Source organism: Pseudomonas sp., assembly GCF_033723075.1.
Lineage (GTDB): Bacteria > Pseudomonadota > Gammaproteobacteria > Pseudomonadales > Pseudomonadaceae > Aquipseudomonas.
This window is the reverse complement of record NZ_JAWVXU010000004.1, coordinates 269504-292449: the sequence shown is the minus strand read 5'-3', so window position 1 is coordinate 292449 and position 22946 is coordinate 269504. Positions and strand designations below refer to the sequence as shown.

Annotated in this window: 21 protein-coding genes; 13 read left to right on the top strand and 8 right to left on the bottom strand. The window is 62.4% G+C overall.

Annotation, left to right across the window (positions count from 1 at the left end; translation table 11 throughout):
• Positions 1–65: 65 nt before the first annotated feature.
• Positions 66–1217, bottom strand: a complete 1152-nt coding sequence (locus R3355_RS07290; protein WP_318960662.1) for an iron-containing alcohol dehydrogenase — start codon at positions 1215–1217, stop codon at positions 66–68.
• Between the two features lie 171 nt (positions 1218–1388).
• Between R3355_RS07290 and tcdA the strand changes: the two genes are divergently transcribed.
• Both tcdA and R3355_RS07280 read left to right on the top strand, forming a co-directional pair.
• Complete coding sequence (gene tcdA / locus R3355_RS07285; RefSeq protein ID WP_318960661.1) at positions 1389–2195, top strand: tRNA cyclic N6-threonylcarbamoyladenosine(37) synthase TcdA; 807 nt, start codon at positions 1389–1391, stop codon at positions 2193–2195.
• Positions 2196–2291: 96 nt separating this feature from the next.
• Complete coding sequence (locus R3355_RS07280) at positions 2292–3128, top strand: substrate-binding periplasmic protein (protein WP_318960678.1); 837 nt, start codon at positions 2292–2294, stop codon at positions 3126–3128.
• Positions 3129–3144: 16 nt separating this feature from the next.
• Here R3355_RS07280 and R3355_RS07275 read toward each other — a convergent pair whose 3' ends face one another.
• From R3355_RS07275 to map, 7 genes are all read right to left on the bottom strand, one after another.
• Positions 3145–3561: a SufE family protein gene (locus R3355_RS07275; protein ID WP_318960660.1), complete on the bottom strand. Its 417-nt coding sequence runs from the start codon at positions 3559–3561 to the stop codon at positions 3145–3147.
• Positions 3558–4763 (bottom strand): cysteine desulfurase, encoded by a 1206-nt coding sequence (locus R3355_RS07270; RefSeq protein WP_318960659.1) that lies wholly within the window; start codon positions 4761–4763, stop codon positions 3558–3560. The genes R3355_RS07275 and R3355_RS07270 overlap by 4 nt, the downstream gene beginning before the upstream one ends.
• A 113-nt stretch (positions 4764–4876) precedes the next feature.
• On the bottom strand, positions 4877–5911 hold the full coding sequence (dapD, locus tag R3355_RS07265) for a 2,3,4,5-tetrahydropyridine-2,6-dicarboxylate N-succinyltransferase (RefSeq protein WP_318960658.1): 1035 nt from the start codon (positions 5909–5911) through the stop codon (positions 4877–4879).
• 36 nt (positions 5912–5947) lie between these two features.
• Positions 5948–6295 (bottom strand): ArsC family reductase, encoded by a 348-nt coding sequence (locus tag R3355_RS07260; protein WP_318949938.1) that lies wholly within the window; start codon positions 6293–6295, stop codon positions 5948–5950.
• Entirely contained in the window at positions 6292–7512 is a 1221-nt protein-coding gene (dapC, locus tag R3355_RS07255; protein ID WP_318960657.1) for a succinyldiaminopimelate transaminase, read from the bottom strand. The genes R3355_RS07260 and dapC overlap by 4 nt, the downstream gene beginning before the upstream one ends.
• 60 nt (positions 7513–7572) lie before the next feature.
• On the bottom strand, positions 7573–10275 hold the full coding sequence (locus R3355_RS07250) for a [protein-PII] uridylyltransferase (protein ID WP_318960656.1): 2703 nt from the start codon (positions 10273–10275) through the stop codon (positions 7573–7575).
• A 32-nt stretch (positions 10276–10307) separates the two neighbouring features.
• Positions 10308–11090 carry a type I methionyl aminopeptidase gene (gene map, locus R3355_RS07245; RefSeq protein WP_318960655.1) on the bottom strand — a complete coding sequence of 261 codons (783 nt, stop codon included), beginning with the start codon at positions 11088–11090 and terminating at the stop codon, positions 10308–10310.
• Positions 11091–11361: 271 nt separating this feature from the next.
• Between map and rpsB the strand changes: the two genes are divergently transcribed.
• The 11 genes from rpsB to lpxD all read left to right on the top strand — a co-directional run bounded on the left by rpsB (position 11362) and on the right by lpxD (position 22922).
• Positions 11362–12111: a 30S ribosomal protein S2 gene (rpsB, locus tag R3355_RS07240; protein WP_318960654.1), complete on the top strand. Its 750-nt coding sequence runs from the start codon at positions 11362–11364 to the stop codon at positions 12109–12111.
• Positions 12112–12287: 176 nt separating this feature from the next.
• Entirely contained in the window at positions 12288–13157 is an 870-nt protein-coding gene (gene tsf, locus R3355_RS07235) for a translation elongation factor Ts (RefSeq protein ID WP_318947308.1), read from the top strand.
• A 194-nt stretch (positions 13158–13351) separates the two neighbouring features.
• Positions 13352–14095 carry a UMP kinase gene (pyrH, locus tag R3355_RS07230; RefSeq protein ID WP_172147861.1) on the top strand — a complete coding sequence of 248 codons (744 nt, stop codon included), beginning with the start codon at positions 13352–13354 and terminating at the stop codon, positions 14093–14095.
• Positions 14092–14649 carry a ribosome recycling factor gene (gene frr / locus R3355_RS07225; protein WP_318947306.1) on the top strand — a complete coding sequence of 186 codons (558 nt, stop codon included), beginning with the start codon at positions 14092–14094 and terminating at the stop codon, positions 14647–14649. Before pyrH ends, frr begins: the two co-directional genes overlap by 4 nt.
• A 16-nt stretch (positions 14650–14665) precedes the next feature.
• A complete protein-coding gene (gene uppS / locus R3355_RS07220; RefSeq protein ID WP_318947305.1) occupies positions 14666–15421 on the top strand; it encodes a polyprenyl diphosphate synthase in 756 nt (251 codons plus the stop codon).
• Positions 15421–16236: a phosphatidate cytidylyltransferase gene (locus tag R3355_RS07215; protein ID WP_318960653.1), complete on the top strand. Its 816-nt coding sequence runs from the start codon at positions 15421–15423 to the stop codon at positions 16234–16236. Before uppS ends, R3355_RS07215 begins: the two co-directional genes overlap by 1 nt.
• The gene (gene ispC / locus R3355_RS07210; protein ID WP_318960652.1) at positions 16233–17420 is read left to right on the top strand and encodes a 1-deoxy-D-xylulose-5-phosphate reductoisomerase; all 1188 of its coding nucleotides are present in this window, start codon (positions 16233–16235) and stop codon (positions 17418–17420) included. The genes R3355_RS07215 and ispC overlap by 4 nt, the downstream gene beginning before the upstream one ends.
• 70 nt (positions 17421–17490) lie before the next feature.
• Positions 17491–18843 (top strand): RIP metalloprotease RseP, encoded by a 1353-nt coding sequence (rseP, locus tag R3355_RS07205; protein ID WP_318960651.1) that lies wholly within the window; start codon positions 17491–17493, stop codon positions 18841–18843.
• A gap of 106 nt (positions 18844–18949) precedes the next feature.
• A complete protein-coding gene (gene bamA / locus R3355_RS07200; RefSeq protein WP_318947301.1) occupies positions 18950–21310 on the top strand; it encodes an outer membrane protein assembly factor BamA in 2361 nt (786 codons plus the stop codon).
• A 47-nt stretch (positions 21311–21357) separates the two neighbouring features.
• Positions 21358–21861 (top strand): OmpH family outer membrane protein, encoded by a 504-nt coding sequence (locus tag R3355_RS07195; RefSeq protein ID WP_318947300.1) that lies wholly within the window; start codon positions 21358–21360, stop codon positions 21859–21861.
• A gap of 2 nt (positions 21862–21863) precedes the next feature.
• Entirely contained in the window at positions 21864–22922 is a 1059-nt protein-coding gene (gene lpxD / locus R3355_RS07190; RefSeq protein ID WP_318960650.1) for a UDP-3-O-(3-hydroxymyristoyl)glucosamine N-acyltransferase, read from the top strand.
• Positions 22923–22946: the final 24 nt, after the last annotated feature.

Sequence of the window (22946 nt, the reverse complement as noted above, 5' to 3'; positions counted from 1 at the left end):
CTTCGCTCGCTACGTTTTTCAACGGTCGGATAACGCAAAACGGCGGCCCGGGCCTGCGCCTGCAGTTACAACGCGCGCAACAGGATGCGCTCGCTGACCTCCAGGTCGATATCGCGGTGTTCGCCCAGGGCAATCAGCTGGTGGCGTTGCAGTTGCGCCAGCACCTGGGGGATCGCATCGGCGTCCAGGCCGTGTTCGGACAGGCGGGTCGGTACGCCCATGCGCTTGAAGAAGGCCTCGGTGGCGGCGATCGCGGCATCGATGCGCGTGTCTTCGGCGCCTTCGCGCAGCTGCCAGACCCGTTCGGCGTACTGCAGCAGCTTGGCGCGCTTGGCCTCGCGGCGCTCGGCGAGCAGCGCCGGCAGGACCACGGCCAGGGTCTGCGCATGGTCGATGTGGTAGAGCGCGGTCAGCTCGTGGCCGATCAGGTGGGTCGCCCAGTCCTGGGGTACGCCACAACCGATCAGGCCGTTGAGCGCCTGGGTGGCGCACCACATCAGGTTGGCCCTGACCCGGTAGTCCTCGGGGCTGGCCAGGGCCTTGGGGCCTTCCTCGATCAGGGTCTGCAGCAGGCCTTCGGCATAGCGGTCCTGCAGCGGTGCGTCGGCCGGATAGGTCAGGTACTGCTCGATGGTGTGGACGAAGGCATCGACCACGCCGTTGCCGATCTGGCGCAGCGGCAGGCTGAAGGTGGTGCGGGGGTCGAGGATGGCGAAACGCGGGAACAGCAACGGGCTGGAGAACGGCAGTTTCTCCTGGCGCGCTACATGGGTGACCACACCGTGCTGGTTGCTTTCCGAACCGGTGGCGCCCAGGGTCAGCACGCAGCCCAGCGGCAGCGCAGCTTTGGCGCGGGTGCCGGTGAGCAGTTCGAGCGGGTCGCCGGCATGGCACAGCGCCGCGGCGATGAACTTGCTGCCGTCGATCACCGAGCCGCCGCCGATGGCCAGGATGAAATCGCAGTGGTCACGCCTGGCCTGCTCCACGGCGCGCAGCAGGGTGTCGAACTGCGGATTGGCTTCGATGCCGGCGAAGCGGCTGATGGTGAAGCCGGCCAACGCCTGCTCGACCTGGGCCCAGACGCCGTTCTGGAAGATGCTGCCGCCACCGTGGGTGACCAGCACGCGGCTGCCGGTGGGGATTTCCTTGCCGAGCTTGGCGATCTGGCCTTCGCCGAAATGGATCTTGGTCGGGTTATGAAAACTGAAATTACGCATGGCAGGCTCCGGCAGGCGGGGTTCTCGCAGTCGGCGGACTATAGCGCCGCTGGTCCGAGTAAAGCCGTATGGCTGGTCATTCACCGGCTTGAGTCGAATCGGCACTTGGGTGTGCTCGGCGAGCTTCCTATAATGCGCGCCTGCCCGGGGGATGGGGATTGAGGTGATGAAATGACGATCGACGAACAACGCTTTGCTGGCATTGCCCGGCTGTATGGTCGCGAGGGCGCCGAGCGCCTGGCCGCGGCGCATGTCGCGGTGGTCGGCATTGGCGGCGTCGGTTCCTGGGCGGCCGAGGCGCTGGCGCGTTCGGGGGTCGGCGAGATCTCGCTGTTCGACCTGGACGATGTCTGCGTCAGCAACACCAACCGGCAGATCCAGGCGCTGGACAGCACGGTGGGCCAGGCCAAGGTCGAGGTGATGGCGGCGCGCATCCGGGCGATCAATCCCACCTGCGTGGTGCATGCGGTGGCGGACTTCGTCACCCGCGAGACCATGGCCGAGTACATCACCGGGCAACTCGACGCGGTGATCGACTGCATCGACAGCGTCAACGCCAAGGCGGCGCTGATTTCCTGGTGCAAGCGGCGCAAGATCCAAGTGGTGACCACCGGCGGCGCCGGCGGGCAGATCGACCCGACGCAGATCCAGGTCGGCGACCTGAACAAGACCTGGAACGATCCGCTGGCCTCCAAGGTGCGCTCGACCCTGCGTCGCGACTACAAGTTCTCGCGTACGCCGGGGCGCAACTACAGCGTGCCCTGCGTGTTCTCCACCGAGCAGTTGCGCTACCCGAAACCGGACGGCAGCGTGTGCCAGTACAAGGGTTTCGTCGGTGAAGGGGTCAAGCTCGACTGCGCCGGCGGTTTCGGCGCGGCGATGATGGTCACCGCAAGCTTCGGCATGGTCGCCGTGGCCAAGATCGTGGAGAAACTGGTGGCCGGCGCGCGCAGGCCGGCCGAGCGTCAGGCATCATGAGGGTGCTCCAGACTCTGCCGCTGTGACTAGGCGGGAGGCAAGCGGACTCGGGGCGCGTAGGTTGTTTTCGTCGTTCTGGAGCTCGAGGTGGCTGTAATGATTCGCGGATTTCACCCTGCTGCATTGCTCCATGTGCGTGTTGCGTGCCGTGCCCTGGGCGGCCAGTTGCTGATTGTCTTCGCCCTTGCGTTCAGCTCCGCCGGCATGGCGCAGCCAACCGTGCTGATAGGCACGGGCGATTGGGCGCCCTACGTCGACCAGAACAGCAGTGATGAGGGCGCCATGCCGCGCCTGATCCGTGCGGTATTTGCCGAGGCCGGCTATCGGGTGGAGTTCCTCTTCCATCCCTGGGATCGCAACGCGCTGAAGCTGCAGCAGGGCACGCTTGACGCAATCATGCCCTACATCTGCACGGCGGCACGGCGCAGCTTCAGCACCTGCAGTGATCCGCTGATTCTCGGCGAGGTGGTGCTGTTCCACCGCAAGGGGTTGAGCTTCGATTGGCAGGGGATCGAAGACCTGCGGGCGTTTCGCATTGGCACCACCTTGGGCTACTCCTATGGCTCCCGGTTCGATGCAGCCGAGCTGGCCGGGCAATTGCAGGTGGTGCAAAGCGGCAAGGAGGACACCGCTTTTCGTCTGTTGGAGCTGGGCCGTATCGACCTGCACCCGCAGGACCGCGCTGTGGGCTACGCCATGCTGCAGCGGATGTTCTCTGCCGAGGCGCGTGCCGTGATTACCCATCATCCGCTCAGCCTGGTTAGCGACCCACTGCATCTGTTGTTTCGCAAGGATGACCCGCGTGGCGCTGAACTGCGCAAAGCCTTCAATCGCAGCTTGCAGAATTTTGTCGTAAGGGGCGATTTAGAGCGCCTGCAGCAGGCTCTGTATAACGGCAATGCGGATCAGTGGCGGCCAACCAGGAAGCCTTGATTGCAGGGGCGGTTGGCTAGGACGATGGCTGTCTGGTCAGCTGGCGCATGCGCTGCAGCACGGCATTCAGGCCATTGCTGCGCGAGGGCGAGAGCTGGCGTGCCAGGCCGAGTTGGCCGAACCAGTCGGCCAGGTCGATCTCGGCCAGCTCCGTGCCGGTCAGGCCGTTGACCCGTGCCAGCAGCAGCGCCAGCAGCCCGCGCAGCAGGCGCGCATCGCTGCTGGCGCGGAACTGCCAGCGCTGTTCGCGTTGTTCGGCGACCAGCCAGACCTGGCTTTCGCAACCGTGCACGCGATTGGCCTCGCAGCGTTCCTCGTCACTCAGTGCGGGCAGGCGTTCGCCCCACTGCATCAGCAAGCGCGCGCGCTGTTCCCAGCCGGGGCACTGGCCGAAGGCGGCGAGCGCTTGCTCGGCGCCGGCGGGCAGGTTCATCGCAGCAACTCCAGGGCCTGGTCCAGCGCGGTGAAGAAACGCTCGAGGTCCGCACCGTCGTTGTACAGGCCCAGGGAGACGCGGATGGCGCCGGCCAGGCCGAGGCTTTTCAGCAGCGGCATGGCGCAGTGATGGCCGGCGCGCACGGCGATGCCCTGTTCGGTGAGCAGGTGGGCGAGGTCGGCGTTGTGCACGTCCTCGACCACGAAACAGGCCAGCGCCACTGTGGGTGCGCCGAGCAGGCGGATACCGGGGCGCGCCCTGAGCCCGGCGAGCAATCGGGCATGCAACGCGGCTTCGTGGGCGGCCACGGCGGCGGCGTCCAGCGCGGCCAGGTAGTCCAGGCTGGCGCCGAGGGCGATCACCCCGGCGATCGGCGGCGTGCCGGCCTCGAAGCCCAGCGGCGCAGCGCGAAACTCGGCGCTCTGGTAATCCGCCACCCGCACCATCTCTCCGCCGAGCTGCCAGTGTGCGAGACGCTGCAGCGCCTGTTTGCGGCCATAGAGCAGGCCGACGCCATCGGGCCCATAGAGTTTGTGGCTGGAACAGACATAGAAATCGCAGCCCAGGGCCTCGACATCATGCCGGCCATGCACCACGCCCTGGGCGCCATCGACCACGGTCAGCGCGCCCTGGGCTTGGCCCAGGGCCAGCAGCTCGGCCAGCGGCTGCCAGCAGCCGAGCACATTGGACAGCTGGCTGAGCGCCAGCACGCGGGTGCGCGGGCCGATCAAGCGGGCCGCCTGTTCGAGGTCGATCAGGCCGCTCTCATCCAGCGGCAGAATGACCAGTTCGAGGTTGCGGCGCAGGGCCAGCTGCTGCCAGGGCAACAGGTTGGCGTGGTGTTCCAGGGCGCTGATGACGATCTGCTCGCCGGCTTGCAACTCATGCTCCAGGCCATAGGCGAGCAGGTTGAAAGCTTCGGTGGCGCTGCGGGTAAACACGATCTGCGCCGAGTCCGCCGCATTCAGCCAGCGCGCGACCTTGTCACGGCTGCTTTCGAAGGCGCGGGTCGCCCGCTCCCCCGGCAGGTGCTGGGCACGATGCACGTTGGCCGCACCGCCGGCGTAGTAGCCGAGCAGGGCATCGAGCATGGCCTGCGGCTTTTGCGCAGTGGCGGCGCTGTCCAGGTAGGTCTGGCCTTCGCCATCGAGGGCCAGGATGCCGGGGAAGTCAGCGCGCCAAGGGGAGATCAGGGACATGGGGTTCACCCGATGGTGCGGGGATCGTTCGTAGGGTGCGCGGAGCCGCCCAGGTCGTGCGCACCAGGTGCTGCTCGATGTGCGAATGGTGCGCGCGGCGCACCCTACTCGGATCAGTTGTGGGCGTGCAGGGCTTCGTTGAGCTCGATCGCCGACTTGTGGGTCTTGCATTCCACGGTGCCGGTTTGCGAGTTGCGGCGAAACAGCAGGTCCGGCTGGCCGGCCAGTTCGCGCGCCTTGACCACCTTGACCAACTGGTTCTGGCCATCGAGCAGCGCCACCTTGGTGCCGGCGGTGATGTACAGGCCGGACTCCACGGTGTTGCGGTCGCCCAGGGGGATGCCGATGCCGGCGTTGGCGCCGATCAGGCAGCCTTCGCCCACGGAAATCACCAGATTTCCGCCGCCGGACAGGGTGCCCATGGTCGAGCAACCGCCGCCCAGATCCGAGCCCTTGCCGACGAATACCCCGGCGGAGACGCGGCCTTCGATCATGCCCGGGCCTTCGGTACCAGCATTGAAGTTGACGAAACCTTCATGCATTACCGTAGTGCCTTCACCGATGTAGGCGCCCAGGCGCACGCGGGCAGTGTCTGCGATGCGCACGCCGCTCGGCACCACGTAGTCGGTCATTTTCGGGAACTTGTCCACCGAGAAGACTTCCAGCAGTTCGCTGCGCAGACGCGCTTCCAGTTGGCGTTCGCCCAGTTCGCTCAGGTCGATGGCGCCCTGGCTGGTCCAGGCCACGTTCGGCAGCAGCGGGAAGACTCCGGTCAGGTTCAGGCCGTGCGGCTTGACCAGGCGATGGGACAGCAGGTGCAGCTTGAGGTAGGCCTCGGGCGTGCTGCTCAGCGGCGCATCTTCGGCGAGGAAGGTGGCGACCAGCGGCTGGTGGCTTTCCGCCAGGCGGGTGAGCAGGGCGGCCTGGGCGGCGTCGATGCCTTTCAAGGCTTCGGCCAGCTCGCCTGCCTGCTGGGTGCTGAAGCCGATGGCCTGGTTGCCACCGCTGTAGCCGAGTTTTTCTGCAGCCTTGGCCACCAGTTCGGCCGCTGGGTTGAGCAGTGGCTGGGCATAGAAGACTTCCAGCCAGTTGCTCTGACGGTTCTGGGTGCCGACACCGAAGGCCAGGCTGAACAGGGTCGTGGTCATGTTGCTTTCCTTAAACGCGAATTCAATGGAGGTTGTTCAAGCCAGTTCAGCGGCATAGCGCTCGGGCTTGAAGCCAACCAGGGTCTTGTTGCCGAGATCCAGCACCGGGCGCTTGATCATCGACGGCTGAGCGAGCATCAGCTCGATCGCCTTGTCCTGGTCGAGGTCGGCTTTATGCGCCTCGTCCAGTTTGCGGAAGGTGGTGCCAGCACGGTTGAGAATGGTTTCCCAGCCATGCTCGTTGCACCACTTGTCCAGGTTGTCACGGTCGATACCAACGGCTTTGTAATCATGAAAGGCGTAGCTTACCCCGTGCTCGTCGAGCCAGGTACGGGCTTTCTTCATGGTGTCGCAGGCTTTGATGCCGTAAAGGGTGTTGCTCATGCTTGCAGCCTCTTCACGTTGTCGATGCCGGTGACGAAGGCGCGAATGCGCTCGGCGGCTGTCACGCACTCGGCCAGCGGTGCGACCAATGCCATGCGCACGCGCCCGGCACCCGGGTTGAAGCCGTCGACACTGCGCGACAGGTAGGAGCCGGGCACCACGGTCACGTGCTCGCGGGCGAACAGTTCACGGGTAAAGGTTTCGTCGTCCAGCGGGGTTTTCGCCCACAGGTAGAAGCCGCCGTCCGGGTGCTGCACATCGAGCACGCCGTCGAGTATCTCCAGCACGGCGTCGAACTTCTCGCGGTACAGCTCGCGGTTGGCTTTGACGTGCTGCTCGTCGTTCCAGGCGGCAATGCTGGCCAACTGGGTTTGCACCGGCATGGCGCAGCCGTGATAGGTACGGTACAGCAGGAAAGATTGCAAAATGTCGGCGTCGCCGGCGACGAAGCCCGAGCGCAGGCCCGGCAGGTTGGAACGCTTGGACAGGCTGTGGAACACCACGCAGCGTTTGAAATCGTTGCGGCCCAGCTCGGCGCAGGCCGTCAGCAGGCCGGCGGGTGGGTTCAGCTCGTCGAAATACAGCTCGCTGTAGCACTCGTCGGCGGCGATGACGAAATCGTACTGGTCGGCCAGCTGGATCAGCTTCTTCAGGGTCGCCGATGGAATCAGCGCGCCGGTCGGGTTGCCGGGCGAGCAGAGGAAGAGGATCTGGCAGCGCTGCCAGACCTCGCTGCCGACAGCGTCGAAATCCGGGTTGAAGCCATGCTGCTCCAGGCACGCCAGGTAGTGCGGCTGGGCACCGGCGAGCAGAGCCGCTCCTTCGTAGATCTGGTAGAACGGATTGGGGCTGATGACCAGGCCGTCGACGTCGCGTTGCACCACTGCCTGGGTGAAGGCGAACAGCGCTTCACGGGTGCCGTTGACCGGCAGTATCTGGCGCGCCGGGTCGAGCATGCCGGCCGGCAGATTGAAGCGCCGGCTGCACCAGCTGGCGATCGCTTCGCGCAGTTCGGGTATCCCCAGGGTGCTGGGGTAGACCGCCAGTTTCTCCAGATTGGCGCTGAGCGCCTCGGCGACGAAAGCCGGCGAGCGATGCTTGGGCTCGCCGATCGACAGGGCGATGGCCGGCTTGTCGCTGGGCGGCAGAGCGTCGGCCAGTAAGGCGCGGAGCTTTTCGAAGGGGTAGGGCTGCAGCTGGTTCAATGCATCGTTCATTATTCTGTCCTGGGTACTACAAGCGGCAGCCGCGCGGGGTTTGGCTTGCCGCTGTCTCGATCAAATAGTTATCCGGCCTGGCTCTGTGGATTGCCCGTTGGCGTCCGAGAGCTGCTCGATGATGGTTTCCTGCAGTCGTTGACACAATTCGGGGTCGGACAGTGGCTGGTTGTTGGCGTCGGTGACGAAGAATACGTCCTCTACCCGTTCGCCGAGGGTGGCGATCTTGGCATTCTGCAGCGACAGGTCGAAGTCGAGGAAGATCCGACCGATGCGCGCCAGCAGGCCGGGCCGATCGGGTGCGGTCAGCTCGAGGATGGTCACCGGGCGCTGCGCATCGTTGTGGATGGTCACCCGTGGGGCAAAGGCGAAATGCTTGAGCTGGCGCGGTACCCGGCGCTGGATGATGTTCGGGTAGTCGTCGGGGTTCTTCAGCGCATCGATCAGGCCCTGGCGGATCTGCTTGATCCGTGCGGGGTTGTCGCCAATCGAGCCGCCTTCGGCCTCCAGCACTATGTAGGTGTCGAGGGTGAACTGGCTGGTCGAGGTGAGAATCCGCGCGTCATGGATGCTCAGGTTGAGCTGGGCCATGGCGGCCACGGTCACGGCGAAGAAGTCGTGCTGGTCGGCGGCGTAGATGAAGATCTGCGTGCCACCCTCGAATTCGCGTTGGGTGGTTTCCTTGATCAGCACCAGCGGATTGCCGTCGTAGGGGTGCTGCAGGATCGCCTCGGCGTGCCAGGCCACGTCGCCGGCGGTGTGGCGCAAGAAGTAGTCGTCGCCGAGCTGCGACCACAGCTGTTCGGCCTCGTCCGGGTCGGTGCCGCCGCGCACCAGGATGTCCAGGGCGGCGCTCTGGGTCAGGCGAATCTGTTCTTCACGATCCAGCGGATTCTCCAGGCCGCGGTTGAGGGCGCGCTTGGTCTCGGTGTAGAGCTGGCGCAGCAGGCTGGCGCGCCAGGAGTTCCACAGGCTGGGGTTGGTGGCGTTGATGTCGGCCACGGTCAGCACGTAGAGGTAGTCCAGGCGCGTCTGGTCACCGACCAAGCGGGCGAAATCGAAGATCACCTGGGGGTCGGAGAGGTCCTTGCGCTGGGCGGTGGTCGACATCATCAGGTGGTTCCGTACCAGCCAGACGATCAGTTTGCTGTCCCAGTTGGGCAGCTGATGGCGCACGCAGAAGGCCTCGGCGTCCACCGCACCCAGTTCGGAGTGGTCGCCGCCGCGACCCTTGCCGATGTCATGGTAAAGCCCGGCCAGGTAGATCAGCTCGGGCTTGGGCAGCTTGCCGATCAGCTTGCTGGCCAGGGGGAACTTCTCGGTCAGTTCCGTCCACTTGAATTTGCGCAGGTGCTTGATCAGGTTGAGGGTGTGCGCATCGACCGTATAGATGTGGAACAGGTCGTGCTGCATTTGCCCGACGATATCGCCGAACTCGGGGAGGTAGCGCCCGAGAATGCCATAGCGGTTCATGCGGCGCAGGTTGCGGTGGATGCCCTGCGGGGTCTTGAACAGCTCGATGAACAGGCTGGTATTGCGGATGTCATTGCGGAACTCGTCATCGATCAGATGACGGTGATCGCGCAACAGGCGAATGCTGTCGGCGCACACGCCTTTGATTTCGGGGTGCTGGGCCATCAGCACGAAGACTTCCAGAATGGCGAAGGGCGTGCGTTTGAAGACGTTGGGGTGGGTGACTTCGATATAGCCGTCGCGCAGCTGGAAGCGACTGTTGAGTGGCTGCGCCTGGCCGCTTTGGCCGGCGCGGAGGATTTCTTCCTCGAAGTGCTGATTGATCAGGTCGCTCAGCTCGGCGATGGCCATCACCACCCGGTAGTACTTCTGCATGAAGCGTTCGATCGCCAGTTTGGCGTCGCCATCTTCATAGCCCAGCAGGCGGGCGATCTCGCGCTGGTGGTCGAACAGCAGGCGGTCTTCGGCACGGCCGGCGAGCATGTGCAGGGCATAGCGCACCTTCCACAGGAAGTCCTGGCTGGACACCAGCAGGGCGTACTCGCTTTCCAGGAGAAAGCCCTGGCCGACCATGGCGTGCAGATTCAAGGTGCCGAAATGCCGGCGGGCGACCCAGAGGATGGTCTGGATGTCGCGCAGGCCGCCCGGCGAACCCTTTACGTTGGGTTCGAGGTTGTACTCGGTGTCGTTGTACTTGGCATGGCGGGCGCGCTGCTCTTTGCGCTTGGCCAGGTAGAACTGCTTGCTCGGCCACATTTGCGCGGTGCTGGTGACGTCCTGCATGCGCTGACGCAGGCGTTCGGGACCAGCAATGGTGCGGCTTTCCATCAGGTTGGTGACTACCGTCAGGTCGGCGCGGGCTTCTTCGGCGCACTCGTCGACCGAGCGCACGCTTTGCCCGACCTCCAGGCCGATGTCCCAGAGCAGGGTGAGGAAGCGTTCGATCGGCTCGCGGAAGGTTTCGTGGTCGGCGTTGTCGAGCAGGATCAGCAGGTCGATGTCCGAGTAGGGGTGCAGTTCGCCGCGGCCATAGCCGCCCACCGCCAGCAGGGCGATGTCGGCGTCTTCGCTCCACTCCAGGCGATCCCAGGCTTCGCGCAGGATCTGGTCGGTGAACCAGGCGCGATCCTCGACCAGCCGGCGCACCTCGCGACCCTCCTTGAAGCGCGCGTCGAGCACCTCGTGGGCGCGGCGGATGACCTTCTTGAAGGCGCCGATGGGGCTGGCCTTCAGCGCCAGTTCGGCCTGGAATTGCCCGCGGTCGAACAGCTCGGAGTCTACCTGCGGCATGCGGCGATCTTCCTTTATAGGGGTGGCGATCATCAGGCCGACGTGCGGGAGATGGTGTCGTCGCTGCGCAGGGTGAAGATCTCGTAGCCGTCGGCGGTGACCAGAATGGTGTGTTCCCACTGTGCCGAGAGCTTGCGGTCCTTGGTGATCGCGGTCCAGCCATCGCCGAGCAGGCGGGTTTCCGCGCGGCCCTGGTTGATCATCGGTTCGATGGTGAAGGTCATGCCTTCCTTGAGTTCCATGCCGGTGCCGGCGCGGCCGTAGTGCAGGACTTGCGGTTCTTCGTGGAAGACCGCGCCGATGCCATGGCCGCAGTACTCGCGCACCACCGAGAAGCCGTTCTTCTCCGCGTGCTTCTGGATCACTTCGCCAATGTCGCCCAGGCGGGTGCCGGGACGCACCAGCTGGATGCCTTTATACATGCACTCCTGGGTGATCTTGGCCAGGCGCTCGGCCCACTCCGGCACCTTACCGACCATGAACATCTTGCTGGTGTCGCCGTGATAGCCGTCCTTGATCACGGTGATGTCGATGTTCAGCACGTCGCCTTCTTTCAGCGGCTTCTCGTTGGGGATGCCGTGGCAGACCACATGGTTGACCGAGGTGCAGATCGACTTGGGGAAGCCCTTGTAGTTGAGGGGCGCGGGGATGGCCTGCTGCACATTGACGATGTAGTCATGGCAGAGGCGATCCAGTTCTTCAGTGGTGACACCGGGCTTGACGTGTTCGCCGATCATTTCCAGTACGTCGGCAGCCAGGCGGCCTGCCACGCGCATTTTCTCGATTTCTGCGGGGGATTTGATGGTGACGGTCATATACAGCTCTCGGGCGCGAACGGAAAGGGCAACATCTTAACAGCTTCAAGCCGCAAGCCATAAGCTGCAGCGCGGGGTTGTCAGTTTGGTGCTTGAAGCCTGTAGCTTGCTGCTGCCTTTTATGGTATAAAACGCGCCGCTTTACGGGCTGTCTGTCCGGGAGCTCTAATCCACACACGTATCGACACGATTTCCTGGGTGCCTTTCGCCACGTGCGAGGGTTGGAGATTGGGATGCGTGGAGGCCTAACCCGACTTATCAAGGAACTATCATGTCCCAAGTCAATATGCGCGATATGCTGAAGGCCGGTGTGCACTTCGGTCACCAGACCCGTTACTGGAACCCGAAAATGGGTAAGTACATTTTCGGTGCGCGTAACAAGATCCACATCATCAACCTTGAAAAAACCCTGCCGATGTTCAACGACGCGCTGTCGTTCGTTGAGAAGCTGGCTTCGGGCAAAAACAAGATTCTGTTCGTTGGTACCAAGCGTTCCGCTGGCAAGATCGTTGCTCAAGAAGCGGCTCGCTGCGGCTCGCCGTACGTCGATCATCGCTGGTTGGGCGGCATGCTGACCAACTACAAGACCATTCGCGCTTCGATCAAGCGTCTGCGTGATCTGGAAGTTCAGGCTCAGGACGGCACTTTCACCAAGCTGACCAAGAAAGAAGCCCTGATGCGTACCCGCGATCTGGAGAAACTGGATCGCAGCCTGGGTGGTATCAAGGACATGGGCGGTCTGCCGGACGCGATGTTCGTGATCGACGTTGACCACGAGCGTATTGCTATCACCGAAGCCAACAAGCTGGGCATCCCGGTTATCGGCGTCGTCGATACCAACAGCAGCCCGGAAGGCGTTGACTACATCATCCCGGGTAACGACGATGCCATTCGCGCCATCCAGTTGTACATGGGCGCCATGGCTGACGCGGTAGTTCGCGGTCGCACCAACACCGGCGGCACCGACGAATTCGTCGAGCAAGCCCCGGCAGCACCTGCAGCCGAAGCGGCTCAGGGCTAAGCGGTAAGCGCCAAGCGTTACTCGCTGCGCAAAAAGGGGGCTAGGCCCCCTTTTTGCCACTTTGAAAACCATTGTCGGCCGGTTGCTGTGCGTCGAGTCCGGGTAATGTGTTTACAGAATTGATCGCCCGTTCAGGCGGGTGGAATGGTTAACAACCTATCCAAGAGGAATTTGAAATGGCAGAGATTACTGCGGCATTAGTCAAGGAGCTGCGTGAGCGTACTGGCGAAGGCATGATGGATTGCAAAAAGGCCTTGACCAAGGCTGGCGGCGACATCGAGAAAGCCATTGATGACATGCGTGCTTCCGGCGCGATCAAGGCCGCCAAGAAGGCAGGCAACATCGCTGCCGAAGGTGCTATCGCGGTCAAGGTTGCCGAAGACGGCAAGTCGGCCGTGATCCTCGAAGTCAACTCGCAAACCGACTTCCTGGCGCTGCAGGACGATTTCAAGGCGTTCGTCAACAGCAGCCTGGAAAAGGCCTTTGCTGACCAGCTGGCCGATGCGGCGCCGCTGATTGCCGCTCAGGAAGAAGCGCGTCTGGCCCTGGTGGCCAAAGTAGGCGAGAACGTCAACATTCGTCGCCTGGCTCGCGTTGAAGGCGACGTGGTTGGTGCTTACCTGCACGGCAACAAGATTGGTGTGGTTGTGGTCCTTAACGGCGGTAACGCTGATCTGGCCCGGGACATCGCCATGCACGTGGCTGCCAGCAACCCGGAATTCCTGCTGCCTAGCGAAGTTTCCGCCGAAGCGATCGAGCGCGAAAAAGCCGTGTTCATGAGCCTCAACGAAGACAAGATCAAGGGCAAGCCGGCTGAAATCGTCGAGAAGATGGTGGGTGGCCGTATTCAAAAGTTCCTCGCTGAAGCCAGCCTGGTTGAGCAATCCTTCGTCAAGGATCCGGAAATCAAGGTCGGTGCGCTGGCCAAGAAGGCCGGTGCCGAAATCGTTTCCTTCACTCGCTTCCAGGTTGGTGAAGGCATCGAGAAGCCGGTAGACAACTTCGCTGAAGAAGTTGCTGCACAACTGGCTGCCAGCAAGCAGTAAGACGCTTTATAGTTGTCGCCCCGAAGAGGCTGCCCGCTTATGCGCGCGGCCTCTTTGTCAAATTGAGGGTGAGCAAGCTGTTTGGTGCGCTGATGGTAGGTGTTGCCCAAAGGGCTTCGGGTGTTGTCAACGCGCTCGATAAATCCGTGCCGCAAGGCGCGTAAAGCATTCAAACGCCGCAGGAGAGACTGGTAATGGCTCAGCAGGTGAGTGGTCGTCAACCGCGCTATAAGCGCATTCTGCTCAAACTCAGCGGCGAGGCCCTGATGGGGTCGGAAGATTTCGGCATCGATCCCAAGGTGCTCGATCGCATGGCCCTGGAAGTTGGCCAGTTGGTGGGGATCGGCGTGCAGGTCGGTCTGGTCATCGGCGGTGGCAACCTGTTTCGTGGTGCGGCGCTCTCCGCGGCCGGCATGGATCGGGTCACCGGTGACCATATGGGCATGCTGGCCACCGTAATGAACGCCCTGGCCATGCGCGATGCCCTGGAGCGTTCGAATATCCCGGCAATCGTGATGTCGGCGATTTCCATGGTTGGGGTGACTGATCACTACGACCGACGCAAGGCGCTACGTCATCTGAAAACCGGTGAGGTGGTGATCTTCGCCGCTGGCACCGGTAATCCGTTCTTCACCACCGATTCGGCTGCCTGCCTGCGGGCCATCGAGACCGATGCCGACGTGGTGCTGAAGGCGACCAAGGTGGACGGGGTGTACACCGCCGATCCGTTCAAGGATCCGCATGCGGAGAAATTCGATCACCTGACTTACGATGAAGTGCTGGATCGCAAGCTCGGCGTAATGGATCTGACGGCCATCTGCCTGTGTCGCGATCACAAGATGCCGTTGCGCGTCTTCAATATGAATAAACCCGGTGCCCTGCTGAATATCGTGCTGGGCGGCGCCGAAGGTACTCTGATCGAGGAAAGTGAAAAATGATCAACGAGATCAAGAAGGACACCCAGGAACGCATGCAGAAGAGCCTGGATTCGCTGATCCATGCTTTCAGTCGCATTCGCACCGGCCAGGCTCACCCAAGCATTCTGGGTGGCGTGATGGTGCCTTACTACGGTGCCGATACCCCCTTGAATCAGGTGGCCAACGTAACCGTCAAGGATTCCCGCACCCTGCAGGTGGTGGCGTTCGAGCGCGGCATGCTGGCTGCTGTCGACAAGGCGATCCAGAGTTCCGGTCTGGGCTTCAATCCGACCAACCTGGGCGAGCTGCTGCTGATTTCCATGCCGGCGCTGACCGAAGAGACCCGCAAGGGCTTCACCAAGCAGGCGCGTGATGCCGCGGAAGATGGCCGCATCGCGGTGCGCAATATCCGTCGTGACGCCCTGAGTCAGCTGAAGGATCTGGTCAAAGAGAAAGAAATCAGCGAAGACGAAGAGCGGCGCGCCGCCGATGATATCCAGAAACTGACTGACAAGTTCGTGGCGGAAATCGAAGTGGCCGTGAAACAGAAAGAAGCGGATCTGATGGCCGTTTAGCGGTCAGGAGATCCTCATGCACAAGACCATAGGCGGCGCTAAGGTGGCCGTGCCACGTCATGTGGCGATCATCATGGACGGCAATAACCGCTGGGCGCGCAAGCGCCTGTTGCCGGGGATTGCCGGGCACAAGGCCGGTGTCGATGCGGTGCGCGCGGTCATCGAGGTGTGCGCCGAGACCGGAGTCGAGGTGTTGACCCTGTTTGCCTTCTCCAGTGAGAACTGGCAGCGCCCGGCCGACGAGGTAAGCGCGCTGATGGAGTTGTTCCTCGGTGCGCTGCGTCGCGAGGCGAAGAAGCTCAACGACAACGGCATCAGTCTGCGCGTCATCGGCGATCGCTCGCGCTTCCACCCGGAGCTGCAGGCTGCCATGCGTGAGGCGGAGGCCCTGACCGCTGGCGATAAGCGTTTTATCCTGCAGATTGCCGCCAACTATGGTGGGCAGTGGGATATCGCGCAGGCGGCGCAGCGTCTGGCTCGTGAGGTTCAGGGTGGGCACTTGCGGCCTGAAAACATTACCCCCGAGCTGTTGCAGAGCTGTCTGGCGACGGGTGATTTGCCCTTGCCCGATCTGTGCATTCGTACGGGTGGCGAACATCGCATCAGCAATTTCCTGTTATGGCAGTTGGCCTACAGCGAGCTGTATTTCTCTGATCTGTTCTGGCCGGATTTCAAGCACGATGCCATGCGCAAGGCCTTGGCGGATTACGCCAGGCGCCAGCGGCGTTTTGGTAAATCCGCCGAACAGGTCGATGCCGAGGCACGTGCCTGATGCTTAAACAGCGGATCATTACTGCGCTGGTATTACTGCCCATCGCCCTGTGCGGGTTCTTCCTGCTCGATGGGGCGGCTTTTGCGCTGTTTATCGGCACTGTGGTCAGTCTGGGTGCCTGGGAATGGGCGCGCCTGGCGGGCCTGGCTGGACAGCCGCTGCGAGTAGCCTATGCCGCCAGCGTCGCTGCGCTGCTGTTCGGCCTCTATCAATTGCCTGCCTTGGCGCCCTGGCTGCTGTTGCTCGGTGTTGCCTGGTGGGTGCTGGCCACTGCGCTGGTGCTGAGCTACCCGGCCAGTAGTCGTTATTGGGTCGGGCTGCCGGCCAGGTTGTTGATCGGTCTGCTGATCCTGCTGCCGGCCTGGCAAGGTCTGGTGCTGTTCAAGCAGTGGCCCTCGGCCAATGGCTTGATCCTGGCGGTGATGGTGCTGGTCTGGGGGGCGGACATCGGTGCCTATTTCACCGGCAAGGCCTTCGGCAAGCGCAAGCTGGCGCCGCGGGTCAGTCCGGGCAAGAGCTGGGAGGGCGCGGCAGGCGGCCTGTTTGCCAGTTTGCTGATTACCCTGGCGGTCGGCCTCTACCAGGGCTGGTTTGCCAATGAGTTGTTTCTGGCGCTGGCGGGTGCGGCGCTGGTGGTGTCGATTTCGGTGGTTGGCGATCTGACCGAGAGCATGTTCAAGCGTCAGGCCGGGCTCAAGGACAGCAGCAATCTGTTGCCGGGGCATGGTGGGGTGCTCGATCGCATCGACAGCCTGACCGCCGCCATTCCGATGTTCGCCGCGCTGTTGTGGCTGGCCGGTTGGGGTGTCCTGTGAGCCAGTTGCAGCAGATTACGGTGCTCGGTGCCACGGGTTCCATCGGCCTCAGCACCCTGGATGTGATCGCCCGGCACCCAGAGCGTTATCAGGTATTTGCCTTGTCCGGCTTCAGTCGCCTGGTTGAGCTGGAAGCGCTGTGCCTGATTTACCGGCCGCGCTACGCCGTGGTGCCGGATGAGCGCTCGGCGCGCCACCTGCAGGACGCTTTGCAGGCCGCGGGGCTGGCGACGCGGGTGCTGTTCGGCGAAGGGGGGCTGTGCGAAGTGGCCGCCCATCCCGAGGTGGATGCGGTGATGGCGGCGATCGTCGGTGCGGCTGGGCTCAAGCCGACGCTGGCGGCGGTCGAGGCGGGCAAGAAGGTCCTGCTGGCCAATAAGGAGGCGCTGGTGATGTCCGGCGCTCTGTTTATCGAGGCGGTACGGCGCAGCGGCGCGGTCTTGCTGCCCATCGACAGCGAGCACAATGCGATCTTCCAGTGCTTGCCCGGCGATTATGCCCGCGGGTTGGCGCAGGTGGGTGTGCGGCGGATTCTGCTGACCGCATCCGGCGGTCCGTTCCGCGAAACGCCATTGGCGCAGTTGCACGAGGTGTCTCCCGAGCAAGCCTGTGCCCATCCCAACTGGTCGATGGGGCGCAAGATCTCGGTGGATTCGGCGAGCATGATGAACAAGGGTCTCGAGTTGATCGAGGTCTGCTGGCTGTTCGATGCCAAGCCGGCGCAGGTCGAGGTGGTGATCCATCCGCAGAGCGTGATTCATTCGCTGGTCGACTATGTCGATGGTTCGGTGTTGGCGCAGCTGGGTAACCCGGACATGCGCACACCGATCAGCCATGCCCTGGCCTGGCCGGAGCGCATCGCTTCGGGTGTGGCGCCGCTGGATCTGTTCGCCATCGCCCGGCTGGACTTCCAGGCGCCGGACGAGCAGCGCTTTCCCTGCTTGCGATTGGCGCGCGAGGCGGCCGAGGCGGGCGGCAGTGTGCCGGCCATGCTCAATGCGGCCAATGAGGTGGCGGTGGCGGCCTTTCTCGAGCGGCGCATTCGCTTTCCCGAGATCGCGAGTATCATAGATGCCGTGCTGAACGCCGAGCCGGGTGTTGCGGTCGAAAGTGTGGATGCAGTCCTGGCGGCGGATCGTCGAGCGCGTGAGCTTGCCGGGAATTGGCTGAATAGGCATGGTTGACAGGCGCGCGCAGAGTTCCGGTGCTGGTTGCCATTTGCTGCTAGCACAGCCCCAGTTGCGGAGAAGCTAGATGAGTGCGCTCTACATGATTGTCGGTACCCTGGTTGCGTTGGGGGTGCTGGTTACTTTTCACGAGTTCGGTCACTTCTGGGTGGCGCGCCGCTGCGGGGTCAAGGTTCTGCGTTTCTCCGTGGGCTTCGGTACGCCGCTGCTGCGCTGGCATGATCGTCAGGGTACCGAGTTCGTCATCGCCGCGATTCCCCTGGGCGGCTACGTCAAGATGCTCGATGAGCGCGAAGGCGATGTGCCGCCCGGGCAGCTCGATCAGTCGTTCAATCGCAAGAGCGTACGCCAGCGGATTGCCATAGTGGCGGCGGGGCCGGTTGCCAACTTCCTGCTGGCCCTGGTGTTTTTCTGGGCGGTGGCGATGCTCGGCAGTCAGCAGGTGCGTCCGGTCATCGGTGCGGTGGAGACTGGCAGTCTGGCGGCGGATGCCGGCTTGCAGGTGGGGCAGGAAATCGTTGCGGTGAATGGCGAGCCGACCACTGGCTGGGCGGCGGTCAATCTGCAATTGGTGCGGCGCCTCGGTGAAAGTGGCACCTTGAGTGTCAATGTTCGCGATCAGGGGTCCACGGCCGACAGTCCGCGGCAAATTGCGTTGAAGGATTGGCTCAGGGGCGTCGAGGAACCCAATCCGATCGCCGCCCTTGGTATTCGCCCTTGGCGCCCGGCATTGGTGCCGGTGCTGGCGCAGCTCGATCCGAAAGGTCCGGCGCAGGCCGCGGGACTGCAGGTTGGTGATCGTCTGCTGATGCTCGATGGCGAGCCGCTGGGCGAGTGGCAACAGTTGGTCGATCGCGTGCAGGCCATGCCTGCTGAGTCCGTAATCTTGACGGTCGCGCGTGACGGGCAGGATAGAGAAGTGGCTGTGACCCTTGCCGCGCGCGGCGAGGGCGAGACTCGTACGGGTTATCTGGGCGCCGGCGTTGAAGGTGTCGAGTGGCCGGCAGAGATGTTGCGTGAGGTCAGTTTCGGGCCGTTGGAGGCCGTGGCTGAGGGCTTTCGGCGCACCTGGACGATGAGTCTGCTGACCCTCGATTCACTGAAGAAGATGCTGTTTGGCGAGCTCTCGGTAAAAAACTTGAGCGGGCCGATAACCATTGCTAAAGTGGCGGGCGCTTCGGCCGAGTCGGGTTTGGGGGATTTTCTCAACTTCCTTGCCTACTTGAGCATAAGTCTGGGGGTTCTCAATTTGCTGCCGATCCCTGTGTTGGATGGGGGACATCTGCTTTATTACCTGGTCGAGTGGGTGCGTGGTCGTCCACTGTCGGAGCGGGTGCAGGGTTGGGGGATGCAGATTGGTATCAGTTTGGTGGTCGGGGTGATGTTATTGGCCTTGATCAACGACCTGGGTCGTCTGTAAGCAGTTGCTGAGTTTCAGCGCTACTGAATTACAACGCTACTGAATTACAAAACTGTCGCCTCGGGCGGCAGATTTTTTATCGTCAGTTGGAATAAGAAAGGACTTCATGAAACGTCTGCTGCTACCTGCGGTGCTTGCCGCATTGATGATCGCCGAAGTTCACGCCGAGTCCTTCACCATCTCCGATATTCGCGTCAATGGCCTGCAGCGTGTGTCTGCGGGCAGCGTATTCGGTGCCTTGCCGCTCAATGTCGGTGAAGAGGCTGATGACCGTGCGTTGGTGGAAGCGACTCGTGGCCTGTTCAAAACAGGTTTCTTCCAGGATATCCAGCTCGGTCGCGATGGTGACGTGCTGGTCATTACCGTGGTGGAGCGCCCTTCGATTTCCGGCATCGAGATCGAAGGCAACAAGGCCATCAGTAGCGAAGACCTGCTCAAGGGGCTGAACCAGTCCGGGCTGGCGGAGGGCGAGATTTTCCAGCGCGCCACCCTCGAAGGCGTGCGTAACGAGCTGCAGCGCCAATATGTGGCCCAGGGGCGTTATTCGGCCGAAATCGAAACCGAAGTGATCCCGCAGCCACGTAACCGCGTGGCGCTGAAGATCAACATCAACGAAGGCACGGTCGCCGCCATCCAGCACATCAACGTGGTGGGTAACAGCGTCTTTGCCGACGAAGACCTGCTCGATCTGTTCGAACTGAAGACCAGCAACTGGCTGTCGTTCTTCCGGAACGACGACAAATATGCCCGCGAAAAGCTCTCCGGTGACCTGGAACGTCTGCGTTCCTATTACCTGGATCGTGGCTACATCAACATGGATATTTCCTCGACCCAGGTGTCCATTACCCCGGACAAGAAGCACGTCTATATCACCGTCAACGTCGATGAGGGCGAGAAGTACAGCGTGCGTGAGGTCAAGCTCAGCGGCGACCTGAAAGTGCCGGAAGAGGACATCAGGGCATTACTGCTGGCCAAGGAAGGTCAGGTGTTCTCGCGCAAGGTGATGACCACGACCTCCGAGCTGATCACCCGTCGCCTGGGTAACGAGGGCTACACCTTCGCCAACGTCAACGGCGTGCCGGAGGCCCATGACGAAGACAATACGGTGTCCATTACCTTCGTCATCGATCCGGGCAAGCGCGCCTACGTCAATCGCGTCAACTTCCGCGGCAACACCAAGACCGAAGATGAAGTGCTGCGCCGTGAAATGCGCCAGATCGAAGGCGGCTGGGCTTCGACCTACCTGATCGATCAGTCGAAAACCCGCCTGGAGCGCTTGGGCTTCTTCAAGGAAGTCAACGTCGAAACCCCGCAAGTGCCGGGTACCGACGACCAGATCGACGTCAACTACAGCGTTGAAGAGCAGGCGTCCGGCTCGATCACAGCCAGCGTCGGTTTCGCCCAGAACGCCGGTTTGATCCTCGGTGGCTCGATCACCCAGAACAACTTCCTCGGCACCGGTAACAAGGTCAGCGTTGGTTTGACCCGCAGCGAATACCAGGAACGCTACAACTTCGGTTTCGTCGACCCCTACTGGACGGCCGACGGCGTCAGCCTGGGCTACAACGCCTTCTACCGCACCACCGACTACGACGAACTCGACACCGATGTCTCCAGCTATGCGGTGGACAGTTATGGGGTTGGCGCCAGCATCGGTTACCCGATCAGCGATACCTCGCGCCTGACCTACGGTCTGACCGTGCAGCAGGACGACATCAGCACCGGCATCTTCACGGTCGATGAGATCTTCGATTTCATCCAGCAGGAAGGTGACAGTTACCTGAACCTCAAGGCCTCGGTGGGCTGGTCGGAATCGACCCTCAACCGCGGCGTGATGGCCACTCGCGGTCACTCGCAGAGCCTGGTGCTGGAAACCACGGTGCCGGGCAGCGACCTGTCGTTCTACAAGGTCGACTACCGTGGCCAGGTGTTCAAGCCGCTGGGCGACAGCTACGCCCTGCGTTTCCACACCCAGCTGGGCTTCGCCGACAGCTACGGCTCGACCACCGAGCTGCCGTTCTACGAGCACTATTACGCCGGTGGCTTCGGTTCGGTGCGTGGTTTCGAGGACAGCAGCCTGGGGCCGCGCAGCACTCCGAGCACGGGCGTCAATCCGGGCACTCAGGCCGATCCTGATCAGGATCCACTGCCGTTCGGTGGTAATGTGCTGATCCAGGGCGGCGTCGAGCTGTTGTTCCCGATGCCGTTCGTCAAGGATCAGCGCTCGCTGCGTACCGCGCTGTTCTGGGATGTGGGTAATGTGTTCGATAGCAACTGCAGTGCCAGTCAGGAAGCTCTTAGCGACAGCTGTAGTTTGGATGCAGGCAGTCTCGCCAGTTCCGTGGGTGTCGGCCTGACCTGGATCACTGCTCTGGGCCCTTTGAGTTTCAGCCTGGCCATGCCGATCGTCAAACCGGACGACGCCGATACCCAGGTCTTCCAGTTCTCCCTCGGTCAGACGTTCTAAGCGTCTGATGACCGAACAACGACAACAGTTTTTGCAGGAGTTGCACCGTGCGTAAGTTGACTCATCTGGTTCTGTTAAGCGTGGCCTTGCTGGCGACCCCAGCATTCGCCGAAATGAAAATAGCGGTACTCAATTACCAAATGGCCCTGCTCGAGTCCGATGCGGCCAAGCGCTATGCGGTCGATGCCGAGAAGAAATTCGGTCCGCAGCTGAACAAGCTCAAGACCCTGGAAGGCGATGCCAAGCGCATTCAGGATCGCATCGTCAAAGATGGCGACAAGATGCAGACCGCCGAGCGTGAGCGCCTGGAGCTGGAATTCAAGCAGAAAGCCCGCGATTTCCAGTTCCAATCCAAGGAGCTGAACGAGTCCAAGGCTGTTGCCGATCGCGAGATGCTGAAAAAGCTCAAGCCGAACCTGGATAAGGCCGTGGAAGAAGTGATCAAGAAAGGCAGCTTCGACCTGGTACTCGAGCGCGGCGCGGTGATCGATGTCAAACCTCAGTTCGACATCACTCTGCAGGTTATCGAGCGCATGAATCAGCTGCGCTGATCATGAAGGCTCCGGGTTTTACCCTTGGCCAGCTGGCCACGCGTCTGGGTGCCACCTTGCGTGGCACCGCCGATAAAGCGATCAGCGGTTTGGCCACCTTGCAGGAGGCCGGCCCCGATCAGCTGAGTTTTCTGGCTAATCCGCAGTACCGCAAATACCTGCCCGATTGTCGTGCCGGCGCGGTCTTGCTGACCGCCGCCGATGCCGAGAGCTACAGCGGCAACGCCTTGGTTGTGGCTAATCCTTACCTGGCTTATGCGCAGCTCTCCCATCTGTTCGATCGCAAGCCACGGGCAGCGGCCGGTGTGCATGCAAGCGCATGGGTTGCCGATGATGCGCAGGTGGATGCCAGTGCCAGCATCGGTGCTTGCGCGGTGATCGAGGGCGGCGCGCAGATCGGTGCCGGCGTGACGATCGGTGCACATTGCGTGATCGGGGCGCGTTCGGTGGTCGGCGAGGGTGGCTGGCTCGCGCCGCGGGTCACCCTGTATCACGATGTGCGCATCGGCAAGCGGGTGGTAATCCAGTCGGGGGCGGTGATCGGCGGCGAGGGCTTCGGCTTCGCCAACGAGAAGGGTGTCTGGCAGAAGATTGCCCAGATCGGTGGCGTGGTGATTGGCGATGACGTCGAAATCGGCGCCAACACCACCATCGACCGCGGGGCGCTGGCCGACACGCTAATCGGTAACGGGGTCAAGCTGGATAACCAGATCATGATCGCGCACAACGTGCAGATCGGCGACAACACGGCCATGGCCGGCTGTGCGGGCATTTCTGGTAGCACCAAAATCGGCAAAAACTGCATGATCGCCGGTGGCGTCGGCATGGTCGGCCACATCGAAGTCTGCGACGGCGTCTTCGTCACAGGCATGACCATGGTGACCCGTTCGATCACCGAACCAGGTTCTTACTCTTCCGGCACCGCCATGCAGCCTGCAGGCGAGTGGAGGAAGAGCGCGGCGCGAATTCGTCAGTTGGACGACATGGCGCGGCGACTGCAGCAGTTGGAAAAACAACTGGCTGCCGTGACCTCCAGCGGAAATGCCTCATCTGATGCCTGAGCCGGTTATGCCGCGCTCTTCTCT